We start from the raw sequence: 15,267 nt of genomic DNA, 5'->3' as shown, positions 1-15,267 counted from the left end.
GACTCATAAAAACCATTTAGTTTCTATGAGTCTTTTTAAAAGTAAAATCTAATTATAATGTACTCAATACCGAGTTCATATTTCTAACTGCATCAGCCGATTTTGCAAACGCTGCTTGTTCTTCTTGGCTAAGGCGTAAATTGATAATTTTTTCCCAACCGTTTCTACCAATTACCACTGGTACACCCATACAAATATCTTTTTGACCATATTCTCCATTCAAATAAACACTCGAAGGAATAATACGTTTTTCGTCACGAATGATTGCTTCAACGATCGAACATGCTGCAATACCTGGAGCATACCATGCTGAAGTTCCTAACAAACCAGTAAGCGTAGCACCACCAACCATTGTATCAGCAGCAACTTTAGCAAGTACTTCCTTATCAAGGAATCGGCTTACAGGAATACTATTTACGGTAGCTAAACGAGTCAATGGAATCATTGTGGTGTCACCATGTCCACCGATTACTTGTCCATGAATATCATTTTGAGCAAAACCAGTTGCTTGTGATAAATAATAACGGAAACGAGAAGAATCTAAAGCTCCGCCCATACCAATCACACGCTTTTTGTTTACACCCATCGACTGAGCAACTTGCAAAGCCAAATAAGTCATCGTATCCATTGGATTTGATACTATCAATAAAATAGCTTTTGGAGAATGCTCTAAGATTTGAGTAACAACTCCTCTTACAATACCAGCATTAATTCCTATTAATTCTTCACGAGTCATACCAGGTTTACGAGGTAGCCCTGAAGTGATTACAACTACATCCGACTTAGCAGTTTTTGCATAGTCATTAGTTGAACCAATAATTTTTGTATCGAAGCCTTCCAATGATGCTGTTTGCATCAAATCCATTGCTTTTCCTTCAGCTACACCAGCTTTGATGTCGAGCAATACTACTTCGTCAACTATCTGTTTACGAGCAATGTTATCGGCGGTGGTTGCACCAACTGCACCTGCACCTACTACTGTTACTTTCATATAATTTTATAGCCCCTATTCGTTTGCTACCCCAAGCTCGATAGGAGAATTTTTAGAAATTAATTCATGTTCTGGGATTAGTTTGAACATGAAGCTTTAGAAATATTTTAAATTAAATTTAACCTTTCTGATATGCTGCTTTATACAAAATATTGCTAAATCAGCCTACCTTCTCAATCAAAGCCAAATTTATTGGGCAAAACTAATACAAAACAATGTATTTGAATGTTTTTTTTCTAATTTTTGTAATTTATGGATAATTTTTATGGTTTTTTACGTTTGTAGATTATAACTCAAACGATAATAATAAAATAGCTTGCAAAAATGAGTACCATTAGTTCCAACACAAAAGATCTATTAACTAAAATTTTAGAATCCACATTTTATAAAATTGCTTTGAGGAAAGCTCCTCGAATTGCAAAAAATGCCAATGGATTACTAAAACTTTTACGTAATGCCCTACAAAAAACCCAAAAAATGGGTGTTGGAGGAGTATTTGATGTTATTCGAGAAAAAGTTACTTTACTCGGAAATCTCATCAAAGCCTATGCCACAGGAGAATACCGGCAAATTGAGTTACCTAACTTATTAAAAATCATTGCGGGATTCATTTATTTTATTTCTCCAATTGATATAATACCAGATTTTTTGCCATATATCGGACTCACTGACGACGTGGCTTTATTGATGTTTATTATCAATAGTATTGATGGCGAGCTGAACAAGTTTGAGCAATGGAAAAAAGCCCAGCCTATTAAAGTTTAAGAAGAAATTAATTTTTTAATTACTAATTTACTTTTACATTTGTAGTAGAAAAGTTTTGTTTACAGATAACTAATAGTCAAAAAACACTTTAAATAAATAATATTATGTTCGGTCTTGGAAGTACAGAAATGATTTTGATTTTGGTTGTTGTTCTTTTCTTTTTTGGTGCAAAAAAACTCCCTGAATTGGCTCGTGGATTAGGCAAAGGGATTCGTGAGTTTAAGGATGCAACAAAAGAAGTTAAAGAAAACATCGAAAAAGCAACTTCAGAAGATAAGTAAGTTTTTGTGTTGCCTTCGACTCTGCTCAGGCAGTAGCCGACATAGCTTAGGCAACAGTCTTAACAACAGCACTCAGTCTAAAACTGAGTGGCTGTTGTTTTTTGTTTTTACATAATACGATTTAAAAATGACCAAATACAATTCTTTTAAAGAAATAAAGCAAGCCATAGCAAACAATGAGACTAATTGTGTAGCCTTAGTAAAATACTATTTAGAACGAATTGAAGCCAATAAAAACCTCAATGTTTTTCTTGATGTTTATGGAGAAGAGGCTCTTCAAAAAGCTGCAGAAATTGATGAAAAAATAAAAAATGGCACCGCTAAACGCTTGGCAGGCATGGTGATTGGCTTGAAAGATGTTTTGGCTTATGAAAATCATGGTTTACAAGCATCTAGTAAGATTTTAAATGGCTTTCAGTCACAATTTACAGCTACAGCAGTCGAGCGAATCATTGCTGAAGATGCGATCATTATTGGTCGTCAAAACTGTGACGAATTTGCGATGGGTTCATCAAACGAAAACTCTGCTTTTGGTCCAACTCGTAATTTTGCTGACCCAACTCGTGTCCCAGGTGGTTCATCGGGAGCCTCGGCAGTGGCTGTACAAGCTGATATGTGTTTAGCATCGCTAGGTTCGGATACTGGTGGATCTGTTCGACAACCAGCTGCGTTTTGTGGCGTAGTTGGCCTCAAACCAACTTATTCACGGGTTTCACGTTGGGGATTGATTGCTTATGCTTCTTCATTTGATTGCATTGGGCCAATCACCAATAATATCGAAGATGCCGCACTTTTACTTGAAATTATTGCAGGGGCTGACGATCATGATAGTACTGTTTCGCATTTACCAGTACCCGAATATTCTACCAATCTTACTCCCAAAAAACAATACCGTCTTGCCTACATGCGTGAAGCACTTGAAAGTGAAGGTTTAGACGAAGATGTGAGGGCTAAAACTTTTGAAAAAATCGCATGGTTAAAAGACCAAGGTCATATTGTTGAGGCTGTAGATTATCCTTTAATGAAATATTTACTTCCCACCTATTATATCTTGACAACTGCCGAAGCAAGTTCAAATCTTTCAAGATTCGATGGTGTACGCTTCGGGCATCGTGCTTCTGGTGTGAAAAATTTAGAGCAACTCTACAAAAAATCTCGTTCTGAAGGCTTTGGGGCAGAGGTCAGAAGAAGGATTATTTTAGGTACATTCGTATTGAGTGCAGATTATTATGATGCTTATTATACGAAAGCACAGCAGGTTCGACGTTTAATAAAAGAATCAACTGATGAAATTTTGTCCAAATATGATTTTCTGATTTCACCAACCACCCCTACCCCGGCTGTAAAGATTGGTGAAAAATCAGATGATCAACTTAAAATGTTTTTGATGGACATATTTACAGTACAAGCCAATGTGATTGGAAATCCTTGTATTTCAATTCCAAATGGAGTAAATTCGGAAGGTTTACCCATAGGATTACAGATTCTTGGCAAGAATTTTGATGAGGTAGAAATGCTCGCTTTTGCTAAATTGCTTTAATATTAGATAATTCTGAAAAAACAATATTTTCAGAATTAATTGAAAATATAAAATAAAAATCAAGAAATACTTGACAAAAAAATAAGAATAAATTATTTTTGGGAGAGATTAACTTTCCTATAACTCATAATTCTGTGAATTATAATTCGCAAAAAGTACCAAAATGAAAAAATTCAAGAAATTGAGCGACACTTCGCTGGGCAGCATTTCGCTATTCATTCTGACTGGTTTACTCAACTGCTCAAGTTTCATCACTCAAGCACAGTCAGTTATTCCACAAGAAGCTATTACTGTCTCTCCCGAAGATTCATTAGTTGAAGATTTACCGACCGTAGAGGCTTTTATTCCTACTGCTGATGTGAATAAAGTACGTGAAGGTTTTCAAAAAATGCAACGCTCTATTCCTTTACAATATAATGCTACCGTACATAGTTTTGTAGATTATTTTATCTTCAAAAAGCCAAGTTTTACAAAGAAAATGCTTGAAAGGAAGAATTTTTATTTTCCTATTTTTGAGAAATATTTAGCAAAATATAATATGCCTGATGAATTGAAATACCTATCAATGCTTGAATCAGGTCTGAATCCAAAAGCCATCTCTCATGCTAAAGCTGTAGGTCTTTGGCAATTTATGAAACCTACTGGCGGAGATTTTGGCCTACGTGTAAATGAGTTTGTTGATGAACGTATGGATATTGAAAAGTCAACAGAAGCTGCTTGTAAATATTTTAGACAACTTTATAATATTTTTGGAGATTGGGAATTAGTTTTAGCTTCATATAATACTGGTCCAGGCAACCTTCGTCGTGCCATTCGTAGAGCAGGAAATGTCAAAGATTATTGGCAATTACACCCTTATTTGCACAAAGATACACGTGCGTATGTGCCACAATTTACGGCCATTATGTACATGATGAATCATGCTGATGAGTATGGAATTTTTCCAGAAGAAATTATGGAGCCAGTTCCAACAGAAACTGTTATGATTGACGGATTTTTGGATATTGAAACTTTCTCGAATGTAAGCGGTATTAGTATTGATGATATTCAAAAACTTAATCCTCAAATATTGAAAGGAACTTTACCTAATCATTCAAGAGGTTTTGAGCTAAAAATACCAGCTGAAAGTTTTGCTTACTTCGATGCTAATCGTCAAATGATTTTAGATTCAGCACAAAGACAGGGAACAGAACGCATAATCTTGGCATCAAATAATACGGAGTCTGGTGTCGTAATCATTGGAGGAAACGCTAATTATTCATCATCAGCCAGCGAAAAAAATAACGAAGAAACAATCGTAGAAGATTTGGACAAACCAGCCAAAGTTGAAGACGATATTAAGAAGATTCATAAAGTAAAGAAAAAAACTTATACTGTAAGAAGAGGCGATGTTCTAAATAAAATCGCTGATAAGTTTGATGTAGATATGTATGATTTGAAAACGTGGAACAAACTCAAGTCATCAAAAATTATGGTTGGTCAAAAATTAGTTATTTTGGATGATGATGAAGAGGTTGTGGAAGTTGAGCGAACAATTAAAGCAGAAAGAAAGTCAAAATATGAAATCGAAAAACGTAAGCCTAAATATCATGTAGTACAAAGAGGTGATACACTTTGGAGTATTTCTCAACGCTATGGTGGTATTTCTGTTGAAAAAATCAAAAAAATGAATGGATTGAGATCAAACTCTGTTAAAAAAGGTCAAAAATTAAAAATTGTATCATAGTTCCTTTCCTATTCATTTTAAAAAAAAACATCGTTTTCAGCAAACGATGTTTTTTTGTTTTTATTCTCTTCTCTTCAAATTATCCAAAACAACAGCAGTAGCAATCCCTACATTCAATGATTCAGCTTGTCCAAAACGTGGAATTGTTATTTTCTTTGTAATAAATTTTTCAACCTCATCGCTAATTCCATTTGACTCATTACCCAAAACAATATAGCCACTCGGTGGAAAATCAAAATGATGCACATTTTCACTACTTAAAAATGTTCCAATAATTTCAATATTTTTTATTTTATCAATATTTTCAATATATTTTGAAATTTCAGAATAATAAGCTTTTATTCTTGTAAACGAACCCATCGAAGCTGAAATGACTTTAGGATTATAAAAATCAACCGTATTTAATGAACAAACGACTTTTTTGATACCATACCAATCAGCAATGCGTAAAATAGTTCCTAAATTACCAGGATCACGAATATCATCTAAAATCAATACAAATTCTTTTTCATCTGCCATCAAAAAACCATTTTCACGCATTTTAACCACAGCCAATGCCGCATCATTACTCTGTAAAGTGCCTAATTTTTCAAGTTCTGACTGAGATATTTGTTCTACAGATATTTTTTTGAGTTTTTTTTCGTTTTCAATAAAGAACTTTTCAGTACATAATAATAACTCTATTTCGAAGTCAGCAGCTAATAATTCAACTACACTTTTTGCCCCCTCTACCAAAAAACGTTGGTGTTCTTGCCGATATTTTTTAATTTGCAAAGATTGAACGTATTTTTGCTGTTGTTTTGAAAACATAGTATTCGATTTTTGACAAAGATTATATGATTTATAAGATTATTCAACTTAATTATAAAAAAAAACCTCTTAAAAATTGGGCAACTTACCTATTTTTGAAGCAAAATTTTGATAATAAAATTATATTTTCTTTCTGCTTGATACTATTCCTTTCATCTTGTACTCGTCAGGTACAATTAGAGCGGGACGAATATCGTTTGAATAGTTTTGAATTCAAAGGTAATAAACAAATTTCAACTGAAGAACTTGAATTATTAATTCCCCCTACTCAAAAACCTAATCGAAGGATTCTGTACTTCACACCATACGTTTGGTTTTATAATCTTGGAAAAAGTTTTTATAATGAAGATAAAATATTAGAGCGTTTCAAAAAATGGAATGCACGATTACAGGCTACACCAACAACTGCCAATTTTGATTTAAGAGTTGAGAAAAAACGCAAGAAATACCAATCAAAAGCTCAAAGTTTTCAAGACAGACTTGACACTCGTGAAAACTGGTGGATGAAAAATGTAGGTGAACCTCCAGCTAAAATCACTGAAAGTGCCATTAAAGGAACAACCGAAAAAATCAATAAATATTTATTCCGAAAGGGGTATTTTGATAATAAAGTTAACTATCAGATTGATTCGGCAACGACTAATTATAGCACAAAAAATGCTAATCGTAGAATAAAAGTCAGCTATTTAGTCAACGAACAAAATGCTTATAAAATTGATCATATTAATTATGAAATTGAAGATTTAAAAGTTGATACTTTGACTCGAAAGTCTCTTACAGAAAGTTTTATTAAGGTAAATGAAAATGTTGATTTTAATAAAATTGAGCTGGAAAAGAGCAGAATTGAAATCCTATTAAAAGATAATGGTTATTATAATTTTATTGCAAAAAACTATATTTTAGCTGAAATTGATACAATCAATGTTAAAAGAAAATACCTTGTAGATGTAAAAATAAAAGTAGCTAATCCCCCTCAAAAGGAACAACATGAACAGTTTTTTTTAGAATCTGTGCATTTTGTTTCGGCTGATGCTTCAACCGAAGCAACGATTGATACTACAGAAAGTAGTTTAAATGGTATCAAATATACTTTTATAGGTAAAAGATTTCCTGTTAAACTCTTAGATAAAAAGATTTTGATTCGCCCTAATCAACTTTTCAAGGCCTCTTTGGTTAATGAAACTAATCGGCAATTATATGGACTTGACCAGTTTGCTTTTGCGAATGTTCGTTTTACTCAATTACCAAACAATAAATTACGAGCAGATATTATTGCTCCGACAAATCCGAAATATACGGCTGCTTACAATTTTGATGTCAACAATATTAATAATATTTTGGGTGGTGGAGCAAGTGTTTCATTAAGAGCAAGAAACCTTTTAAGTGTTTTAGAAACTACGGAGTTGGGGCTTCGTGCAAATTTAGAAGGACAACCAGGTTTGGATTCTACCGTACAACGAAGCAGGGAATTAGGAGCAAATTTGGCAATCAACTTTCCAAAAATAATTTTCATTAGCCGATTTGCAAATTTATTAAGTCTAAAAAATCCGCGTACACAATTAGCCATCAGTTTTAATAACTCCAAACAAAGGCTATTTGAAAGACAGGTTTTTCGTTTGACTGGGAACTATTCTTGGCAAAGGTCTAAATATGAAACGATTCTGATTTCACCATTTGATATTAATTTGATTAATACACCTTATAAAGATTCGAGTTTTAATGCAGTTTTGAATCTTAATCAAAATCTGAGAGTCTTGTTCGACCCACAATTTGTATCGAGTATCAATTCAACTTATATTTTTAATAATCAGATACAAGGTAAAAATATCAGAGCGAGGTATCTACGTCTTTTCTTAGAATCAGGTGGCACGACGCTCAATTTTCTTCCTGATAAAAATAGAATCAATTTTATTGACAAGGTTTTTCCTTTAGATACCAACAAGCGTGCTTATTTTCGTTTCATCAAAATAAATGTCGATTTCAGAAAATACTTTCCTCTCAATAAAAGAGATGCGATAGCTTATCGACTAAATGTTGGGGTGGCTCATCCTTATGGAAACAATAAAGCGATGCCATTTGAGAAAAACTTTTTTATTGGGGGGCCTAATAGTATTCGAGCATGGAGGCCTCGCTCGATAGGGCCTGGTTCGGCACAAGGCTCAACCATTGGTAGAAACTTTGCACAGCAACCTGGCGATATTTTATTGGAAGGTAGTCTGGAATACCGAAAATATATGTTTAGATTTATTGGGAATTGGAATGCTGGCTTTTTTGTTGATGCGGGTAATGTTTGGAAATGGTATCAGATTAGCACCAAATATGATCAAGCAAATTTTGATTGGACAAGATTTTACAAAGAAATTGCCGTAGGCACGGGAGCTGGTATTCGTCTTGACTTGGATTATTTTGTCGCTCGCTTCGACTGGGGTGTAAAAGTTTTTGATCCTGCTCGTCCAACAGGTGAGCGATTTGTACTGGATAATTTAAAATTAGGTCGTAGTAATGACTATTATCCTGTTTTTCATTTTGCCATTGGGTATCCGTTTTAAAAGAGGTTGAGAGAAGTCATATTTCATTAGTTGTCATTTTCATACCTTTCAAAAAATATTCTCAAAAATGACAACATTTTATATAGTCGGGATTGTGATTATCCTGCATTTTTTAATTGGTTTTGGCTATTTGGTTTATAAACTCAATGGACCAAAGAAGAAAGAGTAAAATTTCTTAACATAAAATAATTATACAATTAATATTAGAGCATGAAAAACCTTTTTTTTTCATTTTTAACACTTTGTGTATTTTCTGCAAATGCTTCTTCCTTGACTGATAGCATAAAAGTCTTAGATTTTAAACCTTATAAAATCGACTACCCAAGCACTTGGAGTTTAAAGGCTGGTTGTGCTGCTAATGAGTGTACGATTCTCGCCCCAAGAGATACGCTTACATTACCTGACACCTATTTTGAAAGTATCAATCTTACCTTCAATTCATTACCATCAGCAAGTTATACTGTCGATAAATATGCTCTGTTTTCGATTGATTATTTACCTAAAGTTGTCAAAAACTTTAAAGTTGTAGAGAAGAAAAAACTTAAATCAAATGTAATCAGATTGACATATTCTGGTGAGAAAGACACTTTTAAACAAACTTGGCGACAATATTATTATGTAAAAGCAAGCAAAGTTTATATTGTTACCTTCTCAGCAGAAACGCAGAAGTATGATTATTACCAACATTTTATTGAATCTTTTTTGAATAGTTTTACACTAAAATAGGACTACGCACTTCGTTTACGATAATTGAATATTGCTAAAGCATTGAAGAAAATCGCAAATCCAATAATTGTAAAGAAATCAGGCAAAAGGTCAGTAAAAGTGCTTCCTTTGATGAATATTGCTCGTATCACCCTTACAAAATACATCGGTGGATTACAATAAGCAATAGCCTTTGCCCAATTGGGCATGCTTTCAATTGGTGTATAAAGTCCACTCATCAATACAAAAATCATCATAAAGAAAAAAGCAAATAAAGTTGCTTGTTGTTGCGAATCGGAGAACGTGCTTAATAACAAGCCTATACCCAAGACACTCAATAAATAAACCGCCGAAAAAGCATAAATAGTTAGATAAGAACCTTGTGGAATGATTTGAAAAACAACAAAAGCGATAATCATTCCAATGGTCATTGTTACCATACCGAGTACCCAAAACGGTATCAGTTTCCCTAAAATAAACTCATGTTTTTTAATAGGTGTAACATTTATTTGCTCAATTGTGCCTATTTCTTTTTCTGAAACTATATTCAAACTTGCTAAAAAACTACCTACCATCGTAACCAAAATAGCCAAAATCCCAGGGGCCATAAATAAGTGGTAATCAATGTGTGGATTGTACCAATTGGCCGCCGTAACTGTAATTTGTGGCATTTCACTAAATTTTGGCATTTGTATCCATTCTTCTCGAATTTCGTTATTGAAATCACCAATAATTTGGGTGGCATAAGATGACCCTAAACCAGCTTTTGTATTACTTACAGCATCGGCAGCTAAGGCTAATTTTGCTTTATTTTCTTTGATTAAATCACGCTCAAAATGTGCAGGAATGGTTAAAACAATATCTGTTTTTCCATTACCTACATTTTCCATTGCATTGGCATAGGCATTGTTATATTGTACCAAACGAAAGTAATCGGAAGCAGTAAGCTTCTCAATCAATCTTCTCGAATAGCTTGAATGGTCTTGATCTACCACACTAATAGAAAGGTGCTTAATCTCATAATCGGCAGCCAATGGAATGATAATTAGTTGAATAATAGGCATAATAAACATCATGCGTAGAATCGTTTTATCTCGAAATATCTGCCTAAATTCTTTTTGTAATATAAATGATAGATTTCTCATGATGCTACATTTTGACTTGTAATTGCTTTTACTTTCTTCTCTCCAAGCATCCAAATTGGATTAGTTTTTTGGTTTAAATTCAAGTTGAGGTTGTTGACAACATAATCTTTTATATGTTTGATAGCTTCTTCAACACTATCTGTAAATAAAATCAAATTCAAATCTTCTTCACTTATCGTTTTTGCAGTCGCCATGTTTTTGATATGCTTGATTAAATCTTTGTGATAATCTAATCCCATAATCACGACAGGGAAATGCTCCATTTTTGTTGTTTGAATGAGGGTTATTGTCTCAAATAATTCATCTAAAGTCCCAAAACCACCTGGTAAAACAACAAAGGCATAAGAGTATTTTCTTAGCAATTCTTTGCGTACAAAAAAGTATTTGATATTGACATATTTATCCAAATAAGGGTTAGGAGTTTGTTCTTTTGGTAAAACAATATTACATCCAATCGAAATCCCCCCTACATCTCGTGCACCTCGGTTGGCAGCTTCCATGATTCCTGGACCACCGCCTGTCATAATTGTAAATCCAAGTTTAGCAATTTCGGCAGAAACCTCTCTTGCCAATTTATAAAAAGGGTGATCTTCTTTAAATCTTGCCGAGCCAAAAACCGTAATACAAGGCCCTATAAAGTGCATTGTTCTAAAGCCCTTGATAAATTGTAGTACAGCACCAAATACATACCTTAATTCTTGAAATCTTCCTCTTGGACCTCTCAAAAACTTTTGCTCTTCATTATACATTTTATTCATTCATTTAGACTAAAAATAAAAGATGCGTCCCTTGTGCAACTACTCCAATCTAATTTTAAATTTCTTCAAGGCTACAACAAGAAAAAATATAGTCATTGCCACCAAAATAAGCGTTTGCTTCCAAATAAATTTTATACCCAAACCTTTCACCATAATGCTACTCACAATGCTGTAATACCATTTGGTAGGTACAATATTGCTAATAACCTGCATTGGTAAAGGCATATTTTCTAAAGGGAACATAAATCCGCTAAAAATCAAAGCGGGCATCATCAAACCCACTAATGATATAAACATGGCGGTTTGCTGCTTGTCAACCACATTTGAAATCAATAAACCTAATGATAGTGTAGTAAATATAAAAAGGATACTTTCGCCCAAAAGTAGAAAAATATTGCCTCGAAGCGGCATATCAAGTACAGTATAGGCCAAACCTAAAATCAATAAAACATCAATAAAACAAAGTAATAAATAAGGAATTGCTTTGGTTAGCACCACCATCAAGGGTCGCATTGGCGACACCAATAAAATCTCCATTGTTCCTCTTTCTTTCTCTTTTACAATCGAAACCGAGGTCATCATCGCACCTAAAAGCATCAAAATCAAGGTCATTACACCCGGCACAAAATTGAAACTGCTACTCAATTTTGGATTATAAATCATGCTACTCTCTACCTCGATTCGATAAGGCAGTTTTTTTTCACCCAACACTTCATTCTGATAATCTCTGATAATTGCCGAAGCATAATTTATCATGATATTTGAAGTGTTGGGGTCGGTCGCATCACCAATCAAGCGAATTTGAACTTGGTTGGTATGCAATAAATTTTCTCTAAAATTAGGTGGAAAAATCACTACCATACGAAGTTCATTTTTTCTAAATGCTTCTGAAATCTCGCTTTCCTTTTGGAGTTTTTTTATGACAGAAAAATACCTACTTTGTTCAAAACGGTCAGTTAGAAAATGCGTACTTTCATCGTGAGATTGGTCTAAAACACCAATATTTGAGTTTTTTACCTCATTTGATAAGGCAAAACCAAACAAAAGCATCATCATTACGGGCATTCCCAGCAGAATGATCAAGCTGCGGGTATCACGTAATACATGCCAAAACTCTTTGCGTATAAATGAGAAAAATAGTTTCATGATTCTTTGCGTTTAGCTATTAGCCATTAGCTTTTAGCAACATTTAATAAAAAACAAAAACGCTAACAGCTAAACGCTCATAGCTAATTGCCAAATTCATTCTCCCCTCTTCGCTTGTCTTGCTAATTTTAAGAAAACACCTTCCATTGAATCAGTATCAAATTCAATTTTAAGATTATTGGGTGTATCCAAAGCCGAAATGCTTCCATCAACCATAATCGAAACTCGGTCGCAATATTCAGCTTCGTCCATATAGTGTGTCGTTACAAAAACTGTGATACCTGCATCAGTCGCTTCATAAATCATGTCCCAAAATTGCCTTCTTGTAATTGGGTCAACGCCACCTGTTGGTTCATCTAAGAATACTATTTTAGGTTGATACAAAATAGCCGTTGAAAATGAAATTTTTTGTTTCCAACCCAATGGTAAAGAACCAACTAATTTTTCAGCTTCTTTTTCCATGCCCAAACGCTGAATCAAATCATTGCCTTTTTCTTTCAATTCTTTGCGAGAAAGCCCATAAATACCACCAAAAAACTCAATATTTTCTCTAACAGTTAGGTTTTCGTACAAAGAAAACTTCTGACTCATATAGCCAATATGTTTTTTTATAGACTCATTTTCTTTATAAACATCAAAACCTGCCACCGTTGCCTGTCCTGAAGTTGGTGAAAGCAAGCCGCATAAAATACGCATCGCAGTTGTTTTTCCAGCTCCATTTGCTCCCAAAAAACCAAAGATTTCGCCTGCTTTTACTTCAAAAGTGATGGCATTGACAGCAGTAAAATCACCAAAAGTTTTGGTAAGATTATGTGTTTTTATGACGATTTCTTGACTAAGCATCTTGCATTAATTTTATAAAAGTATCTTCAATATCGGGCATTATTTGGTTAATTTCTATGGCATTATGCCCTCTTTTTTCTAAATATTGTAATAGTTTTTTTACAACCTCATCACCTGATTTCAATTGAGCGTGGTGTTTTTGCCCAAATGCAAAACATGAAATCGTATCAGGAAAAGTCCTTAAATCTTTTAATAATTGATACATTTTATCACTTTTTATAGCAAAAAGGTTTTGTTTATTTTTAGCTAAAATACCTTCGAGTGTATCAACATCTAAAATTTGAGAATTTTGAATGAGAGCGATTCGGTCACATAATTTTGCTTCATCCATGTAAGGCGTAGAAACGATGATTGTAATACCTCTGTCTTTCAATCTGCCTAACATCTCCCAAAATTCTTTTCTCGAAACTGGGTCAACACCTGTTGTGGGTTCATCCAAAAACAACACTTTTGGTTCATGAATCAAGGCACAGCACAGTGCCAATTTTTGTTTCATTCCACCCGACAGTTTTCCTGCTAAACGTTTCTTGAAAGGCTCAATCTGCACATAAATTTCACGAATTAAATCAAAATTTTCTTCGACGGTTGTACCAAAAACGGTTGCAAAAAAATTAAGATTTTCTTCAATACTGAGGTCTTGATACAGTGAAAATTTGCCCGGCATATATCCTACAATTTTTCGTATTTCTTTAAAATCTTTCACCACATCAAAGCCCGCCACCGTTGCTTTTCCACTGTCAGGAATCAGCAAAGTAGTAAGGATACGGAAAAGCGTAGTTTTGCCAGCTCCATCAGCCCCAATAAGCCCAAAGAGTTCGCCTGATTTAACGGTAAAACTCACTTGATCAAGTGCTTTTACCGTTCCTTTCTCGTAAGTTTTGGTGATATTTTCAATTGTTACTGATGCCATTTGTTTGTTATTTACCACTAAGAAACTAAGGTACACGAAGATTTCTAAGTTAACCTTAGTTTCTTAGTGGTTTTAAAAAATCAAAACTTTACCTCTCCATACATGCCAATCTTAATAAAACCATCATTTTTGACCTTAATTTTAGCAGCATAGACCAAATTGGCTCTTTCGTCTTTAGTTTGAATGGTCTTAGGTGTAAATTCCGATTTACTCGAAATCCATGAAATGGTACCTTGCATTTCTTTATAAGAATCCTTGCCGTTATCAATAAAAATTTTCACTGGCTGATTCACTTTTACTTGTCCTAATTGTGTGCCTGCAATGTATGCTCGCAAAGTCATTGTGCTGAGGTTGGCAATTTTGTATAATGGTTTTCCCATTCCCGTAACTTCTTGAGCTTCAGCATATTTCACCAAAACGGTTCCTTCAATCGGGTTAGTGATTTTGCAATGCCCCAGTTGTTCTTCAATTTGCGAAACTCGCACTTGCAAGGGCTGTGATTCGCTCAAAATTCCACGATTTTGAATGGCAACTTGCTCTTTTTGAGAAGCCATTTGTTGGTTAATTACAGCAATCTGACTTTGAGTACTTTCCATTTGTTTCTTTAAAACCTCGATTTGACCTTCCACATCGTCCAATTGTTTGGTAGGAACGGCTTCAGCTTTTACTAAATTTTGTAGACGTTTTTGCTCTTTTTGCAAAATATTGATCTGTTCTTTCTGAGTGGCCAAAACTGCCTTTTGACTTTCAATTTGTTTCCCTAAAATCTGAATTTGTGGCGATGCCTCATTTTGTTTCATTTTCAAAGCAGCAATACTTGCTTGCGTTTGGGCTTTTTGTAAATTGATATTTTGGCAATCAATTTGACCTATTTCTTGTCCAATCTTTAAATTATCTCCTTCGGAAACATTAAAACTGAGTAATTTTCCATTAGATTCGGCCGAAACAATCACTTCTTCAGCTTCAAAAACGCCTGTCGCATCAAAATCATCTTTTGAAGATTTACAAGCCGAAATCCCCAGTACCAAAGCAGTTATTAAATATGTTTTGTAATTTGTTTTCATATTTTCTTAATTTTAAACAACATCAGAATTTAAA

14 protein-coding genes are annotated in these 15,267 nt (G+C 34.0%); 6 read left to right on the top strand and 8 right to left on the bottom strand.

Annotated features, from left to right (window positions below):
• Positions 1 to 52: 52 nt before the first annotated feature.
• Positions 53 to 991: a malate dehydrogenase gene (locus tag ACQUQZ_RS09315; protein ID WP_435354612.1), complete on the bottom strand. Its 939-nt coding sequence runs from the start codon at positions 989 to 991 to the stop codon at positions 53 to 55.
• Positions 992 to 1,315: 324 nt separating this feature from the next.
• Here ACQUQZ_RS09315 and ACQUQZ_RS09310 point away from each other — a divergent pair, with 324 nt between their 5' ends.
• The 4 genes from ACQUQZ_RS09310 to ACQUQZ_RS09295 all read left to right on the top strand — a co-directional run bounded on the left by ACQUQZ_RS09310 (position 1,316) and on the right by ACQUQZ_RS09295 (position 5,303).
• On the top strand, positions 1,316 to 1,756 hold the full coding sequence (locus ACQUQZ_RS09310) for a YkvA family protein (protein ID WP_435354611.1): 441 nt from the start codon (positions 1,316 to 1,318) through the stop codon (positions 1,754 to 1,756).
• 104 nt (positions 1,757 to 1,860) lie between these two features.
• Positions 1,861 to 2,037: a Sec-independent protein translocase subunit TatA/TatB gene (locus ACQUQZ_RS09305; protein ID WP_435354610.1), complete on the top strand. Its 177-nt coding sequence runs from the start codon at positions 1,861 to 1,863 to the stop codon at positions 2,035 to 2,037.
• 127 nt (positions 2,038 to 2,164) lie between these two features.
• Positions 2,165 to 3,577 carry an Asp-tRNA(Asn)/Glu-tRNA(Gln) amidotransferase subunit GatA gene (gene gatA, locus ACQUQZ_RS09300; protein ID WP_435354609.1) on the top strand — a complete coding sequence of 471 codons (1,413 nt, stop codon included), beginning with the start codon at positions 2,165 to 2,167 and terminating at the stop codon, positions 3,575 to 3,577.
• A 163-nt stretch (positions 3,578 to 3,740) separates the two neighbouring features.
• Positions 3,741 to 5,303 (top strand): LysM peptidoglycan-binding domain-containing protein, encoded by a 1,563-nt coding sequence (locus ACQUQZ_RS09295; RefSeq protein ID WP_435354608.1) that lies wholly within the window; start codon positions 3,741 to 3,743, stop codon positions 5,301 to 5,303.
• Positions 5,304 to 5,363: 60 nt separating this feature from the next.
• Here ACQUQZ_RS09295 and ACQUQZ_RS09290 read toward each other — a convergent pair whose 3' ends face one another.
• Complete coding sequence (locus tag ACQUQZ_RS09290) at positions 5,364 to 6,113, bottom strand: TrmH family RNA methyltransferase (protein ID WP_435354607.1); 750 nt, start codon at positions 6,111 to 6,113, stop codon at positions 5,364 to 5,366.
• A 137-nt stretch (positions 6,114 to 6,250) separates the two neighbouring features.
• On the opposite strand from ACQUQZ_RS09290, the gene ACQUQZ_RS09285 reads away from it, so the two are divergent.
• Both ACQUQZ_RS09285 and ACQUQZ_RS09280 read left to right on the top strand, forming a co-directional pair.
• Positions 6,251 to 8,662 (top strand): BamA/TamA family outer membrane protein, encoded by a 2,412-nt coding sequence (locus tag ACQUQZ_RS09285; RefSeq protein WP_435354606.1) that lies wholly within the window; start codon positions 6,251 to 6,253, stop codon positions 8,660 to 8,662.
• A 210-nt stretch (positions 8,663 to 8,872) separates the two neighbouring features.
• The gene (locus ACQUQZ_RS09280) at positions 8,873 to 9,388 is read left to right on the top strand and encodes a hypothetical protein (RefSeq protein ID WP_435354605.1); all 516 of its coding nucleotides are present in this window, start codon (positions 8,873 to 8,875) and stop codon (positions 9,386 to 9,388) included.
• Between the two features lie 2 nt (positions 9,389 to 9,390).
• Here ACQUQZ_RS09280 and ACQUQZ_RS09275 read toward each other — a convergent pair whose 3' ends face one another.
• The 6 genes from ACQUQZ_RS09275 to ACQUQZ_RS09250 all read right to left on the bottom strand — a co-directional run bounded on the left by ACQUQZ_RS09275 (position 9,391) and on the right by ACQUQZ_RS09250 (position 15,233).
• Positions 9,391 to 10,512 carry an ABC transporter permease gene (locus ACQUQZ_RS09275; RefSeq protein WP_435354604.1) on the bottom strand — a complete coding sequence of 374 codons (1,122 nt, stop codon included), beginning with the start codon at positions 10,510 to 10,512 and terminating at the stop codon, positions 9,391 to 9,393.
• Positions 10,509 to 11,270: a TIGR00730 family Rossman fold protein gene (locus tag ACQUQZ_RS09270; RefSeq protein WP_435354603.1), complete on the bottom strand. Its 762-nt coding sequence runs from the start codon at positions 11,268 to 11,270 to the stop codon at positions 10,509 to 10,511. The genes ACQUQZ_RS09275 and ACQUQZ_RS09270 overlap by 4 nt, the downstream gene beginning before the upstream one ends.
• A 39-nt stretch (positions 11,271 to 11,309) precedes the next feature.
• The gene (locus tag ACQUQZ_RS09265) at positions 11,310 to 12,416 is read right to left on the bottom strand and encodes an ABC transporter permease (RefSeq protein WP_435354602.1); all 1,107 of its coding nucleotides are present in this window, start codon (positions 12,414 to 12,416) and stop codon (positions 11,310 to 11,312) included.
• A 96-nt stretch (positions 12,417 to 12,512) separates the two neighbouring features.
• Entirely contained in the window at positions 12,513 to 13,259 is a 747-nt protein-coding gene (locus ACQUQZ_RS09260) for an ABC transporter ATP-binding protein (RefSeq protein WP_435354601.1), read from the bottom strand.
• Positions 13,252 to 14,169 carry an ABC transporter ATP-binding protein gene (locus ACQUQZ_RS09255; RefSeq protein ID WP_435354600.1) on the bottom strand — a complete coding sequence of 306 codons (918 nt, stop codon included), beginning with the start codon at positions 14,167 to 14,169 and terminating at the stop codon, positions 13,252 to 13,254. The genes ACQUQZ_RS09260 and ACQUQZ_RS09255 overlap by 8 nt, the downstream gene beginning before the upstream one ends.
• 80 nt (positions 14,170 to 14,249) lie before the next feature.
• On the bottom strand, positions 14,250 to 15,233 hold the full coding sequence (locus ACQUQZ_RS09250) for an HlyD family secretion protein (protein ID WP_435354599.1): 984 nt from the start codon (positions 15,231 to 15,233) through the stop codon (positions 14,250 to 14,252).
• Between the last annotated feature and the right edge of the window lie 34 nt (positions 15,234 to 15,267).

Source organism: Emticicia sp. SJ17W-69 (assembly GCF_051209875.1).
Taxonomy (GTDB): Bacteria; Bacteroidota; Bacteroidia; order Cytophagales; family Spirosomataceae; genus Emticicia.
The sequence above is the reverse complement of the archived record's forward strand: the minus strand, read 5'-3'. Positions and strand labels throughout refer to the sequence as shown.

Excerpts from the sequence above, each read along its gene's own strand:
- ACQUQZ_RS09315 (WP_435354612.1), bottom strand. The coding sequence starts at position 991 with ATGAAAGTAACAGTAGTAGGTGCAGGTGCAGTTGGTGCAACCACCGCC.
- ACQUQZ_RS09310 (WP_435354611.1), top strand. The coding sequence starts at position 1,316 with ATGAGTACCATTAGTTCCAACACAAAAGATCTATTAACTAAAATTTTA.
- ACQUQZ_RS09305 (WP_435354610.1), top strand. The coding sequence starts at position 1,861 with ATGTTCGGTCTTGGAAGTACAGAAATGATTTTGATTTTGGTTGTTGTT.
- gatA (WP_435354609.1), top strand. The coding sequence starts at position 2,165 with ATGACCAAATACAATTCTTTTAAAGAAATAAAGCAAGCCATAGCAAAC.
- ACQUQZ_RS09295 (WP_435354608.1), top strand. The coding sequence starts at position 3,741 with ATGAAAAAATTCAAGAAATTGAGCGACACTTCGCTGGGCAGCATTTCG.
- ACQUQZ_RS09290 (WP_435354607.1), bottom strand. The coding sequence starts at position 6,113 with ATGTTTTCAAAACAACAGCAAAAATACGTTCAATCTTTGCAAATTAAA.
- ACQUQZ_RS09280 (WP_435354605.1), top strand. The coding sequence starts at position 8,873 with ATGAAAAACCTTTTTTTTTCATTTTTAACACTTTGTGTATTTTCTGCA.
- ACQUQZ_RS09275 (WP_435354604.1), bottom strand. The coding sequence starts at position 10,512 with ATGAGAAATCTATCATTTATATTACAAAAAGAATTTAGGCAGATATTT.
- ACQUQZ_RS09270 (WP_435354603.1), bottom strand. The coding sequence starts at position 11,270 with ATGAATAAAATGTATAATGAAGAGCAAAAGTTTTTGAGAGGTCCAAGA.
- ACQUQZ_RS09265 (WP_435354602.1), bottom strand. The coding sequence starts at position 12,416 with ATGAAACTATTTTTCTCATTTATACGCAAAGAGTTTTGGCATGTATTA.
- ACQUQZ_RS09260 (WP_435354601.1), bottom strand. The coding sequence starts at position 13,259 with ATGCTTAGTCAAGAAATCGTCATAAAAACACATAATCTTACCAAAACT.
- ACQUQZ_RS09255 (WP_435354600.1), bottom strand. The coding sequence starts at position 14,169 with ATGGCATCAGTAACAATTGAAAATATCACCAAAACTTACGAGAAAGGA.
- ACQUQZ_RS09250 (WP_435354599.1), bottom strand. The coding sequence starts at position 15,233 with ATGAAAACAAATTACAAAACATATTTAATAACTGCTTTGGTACTGGGG.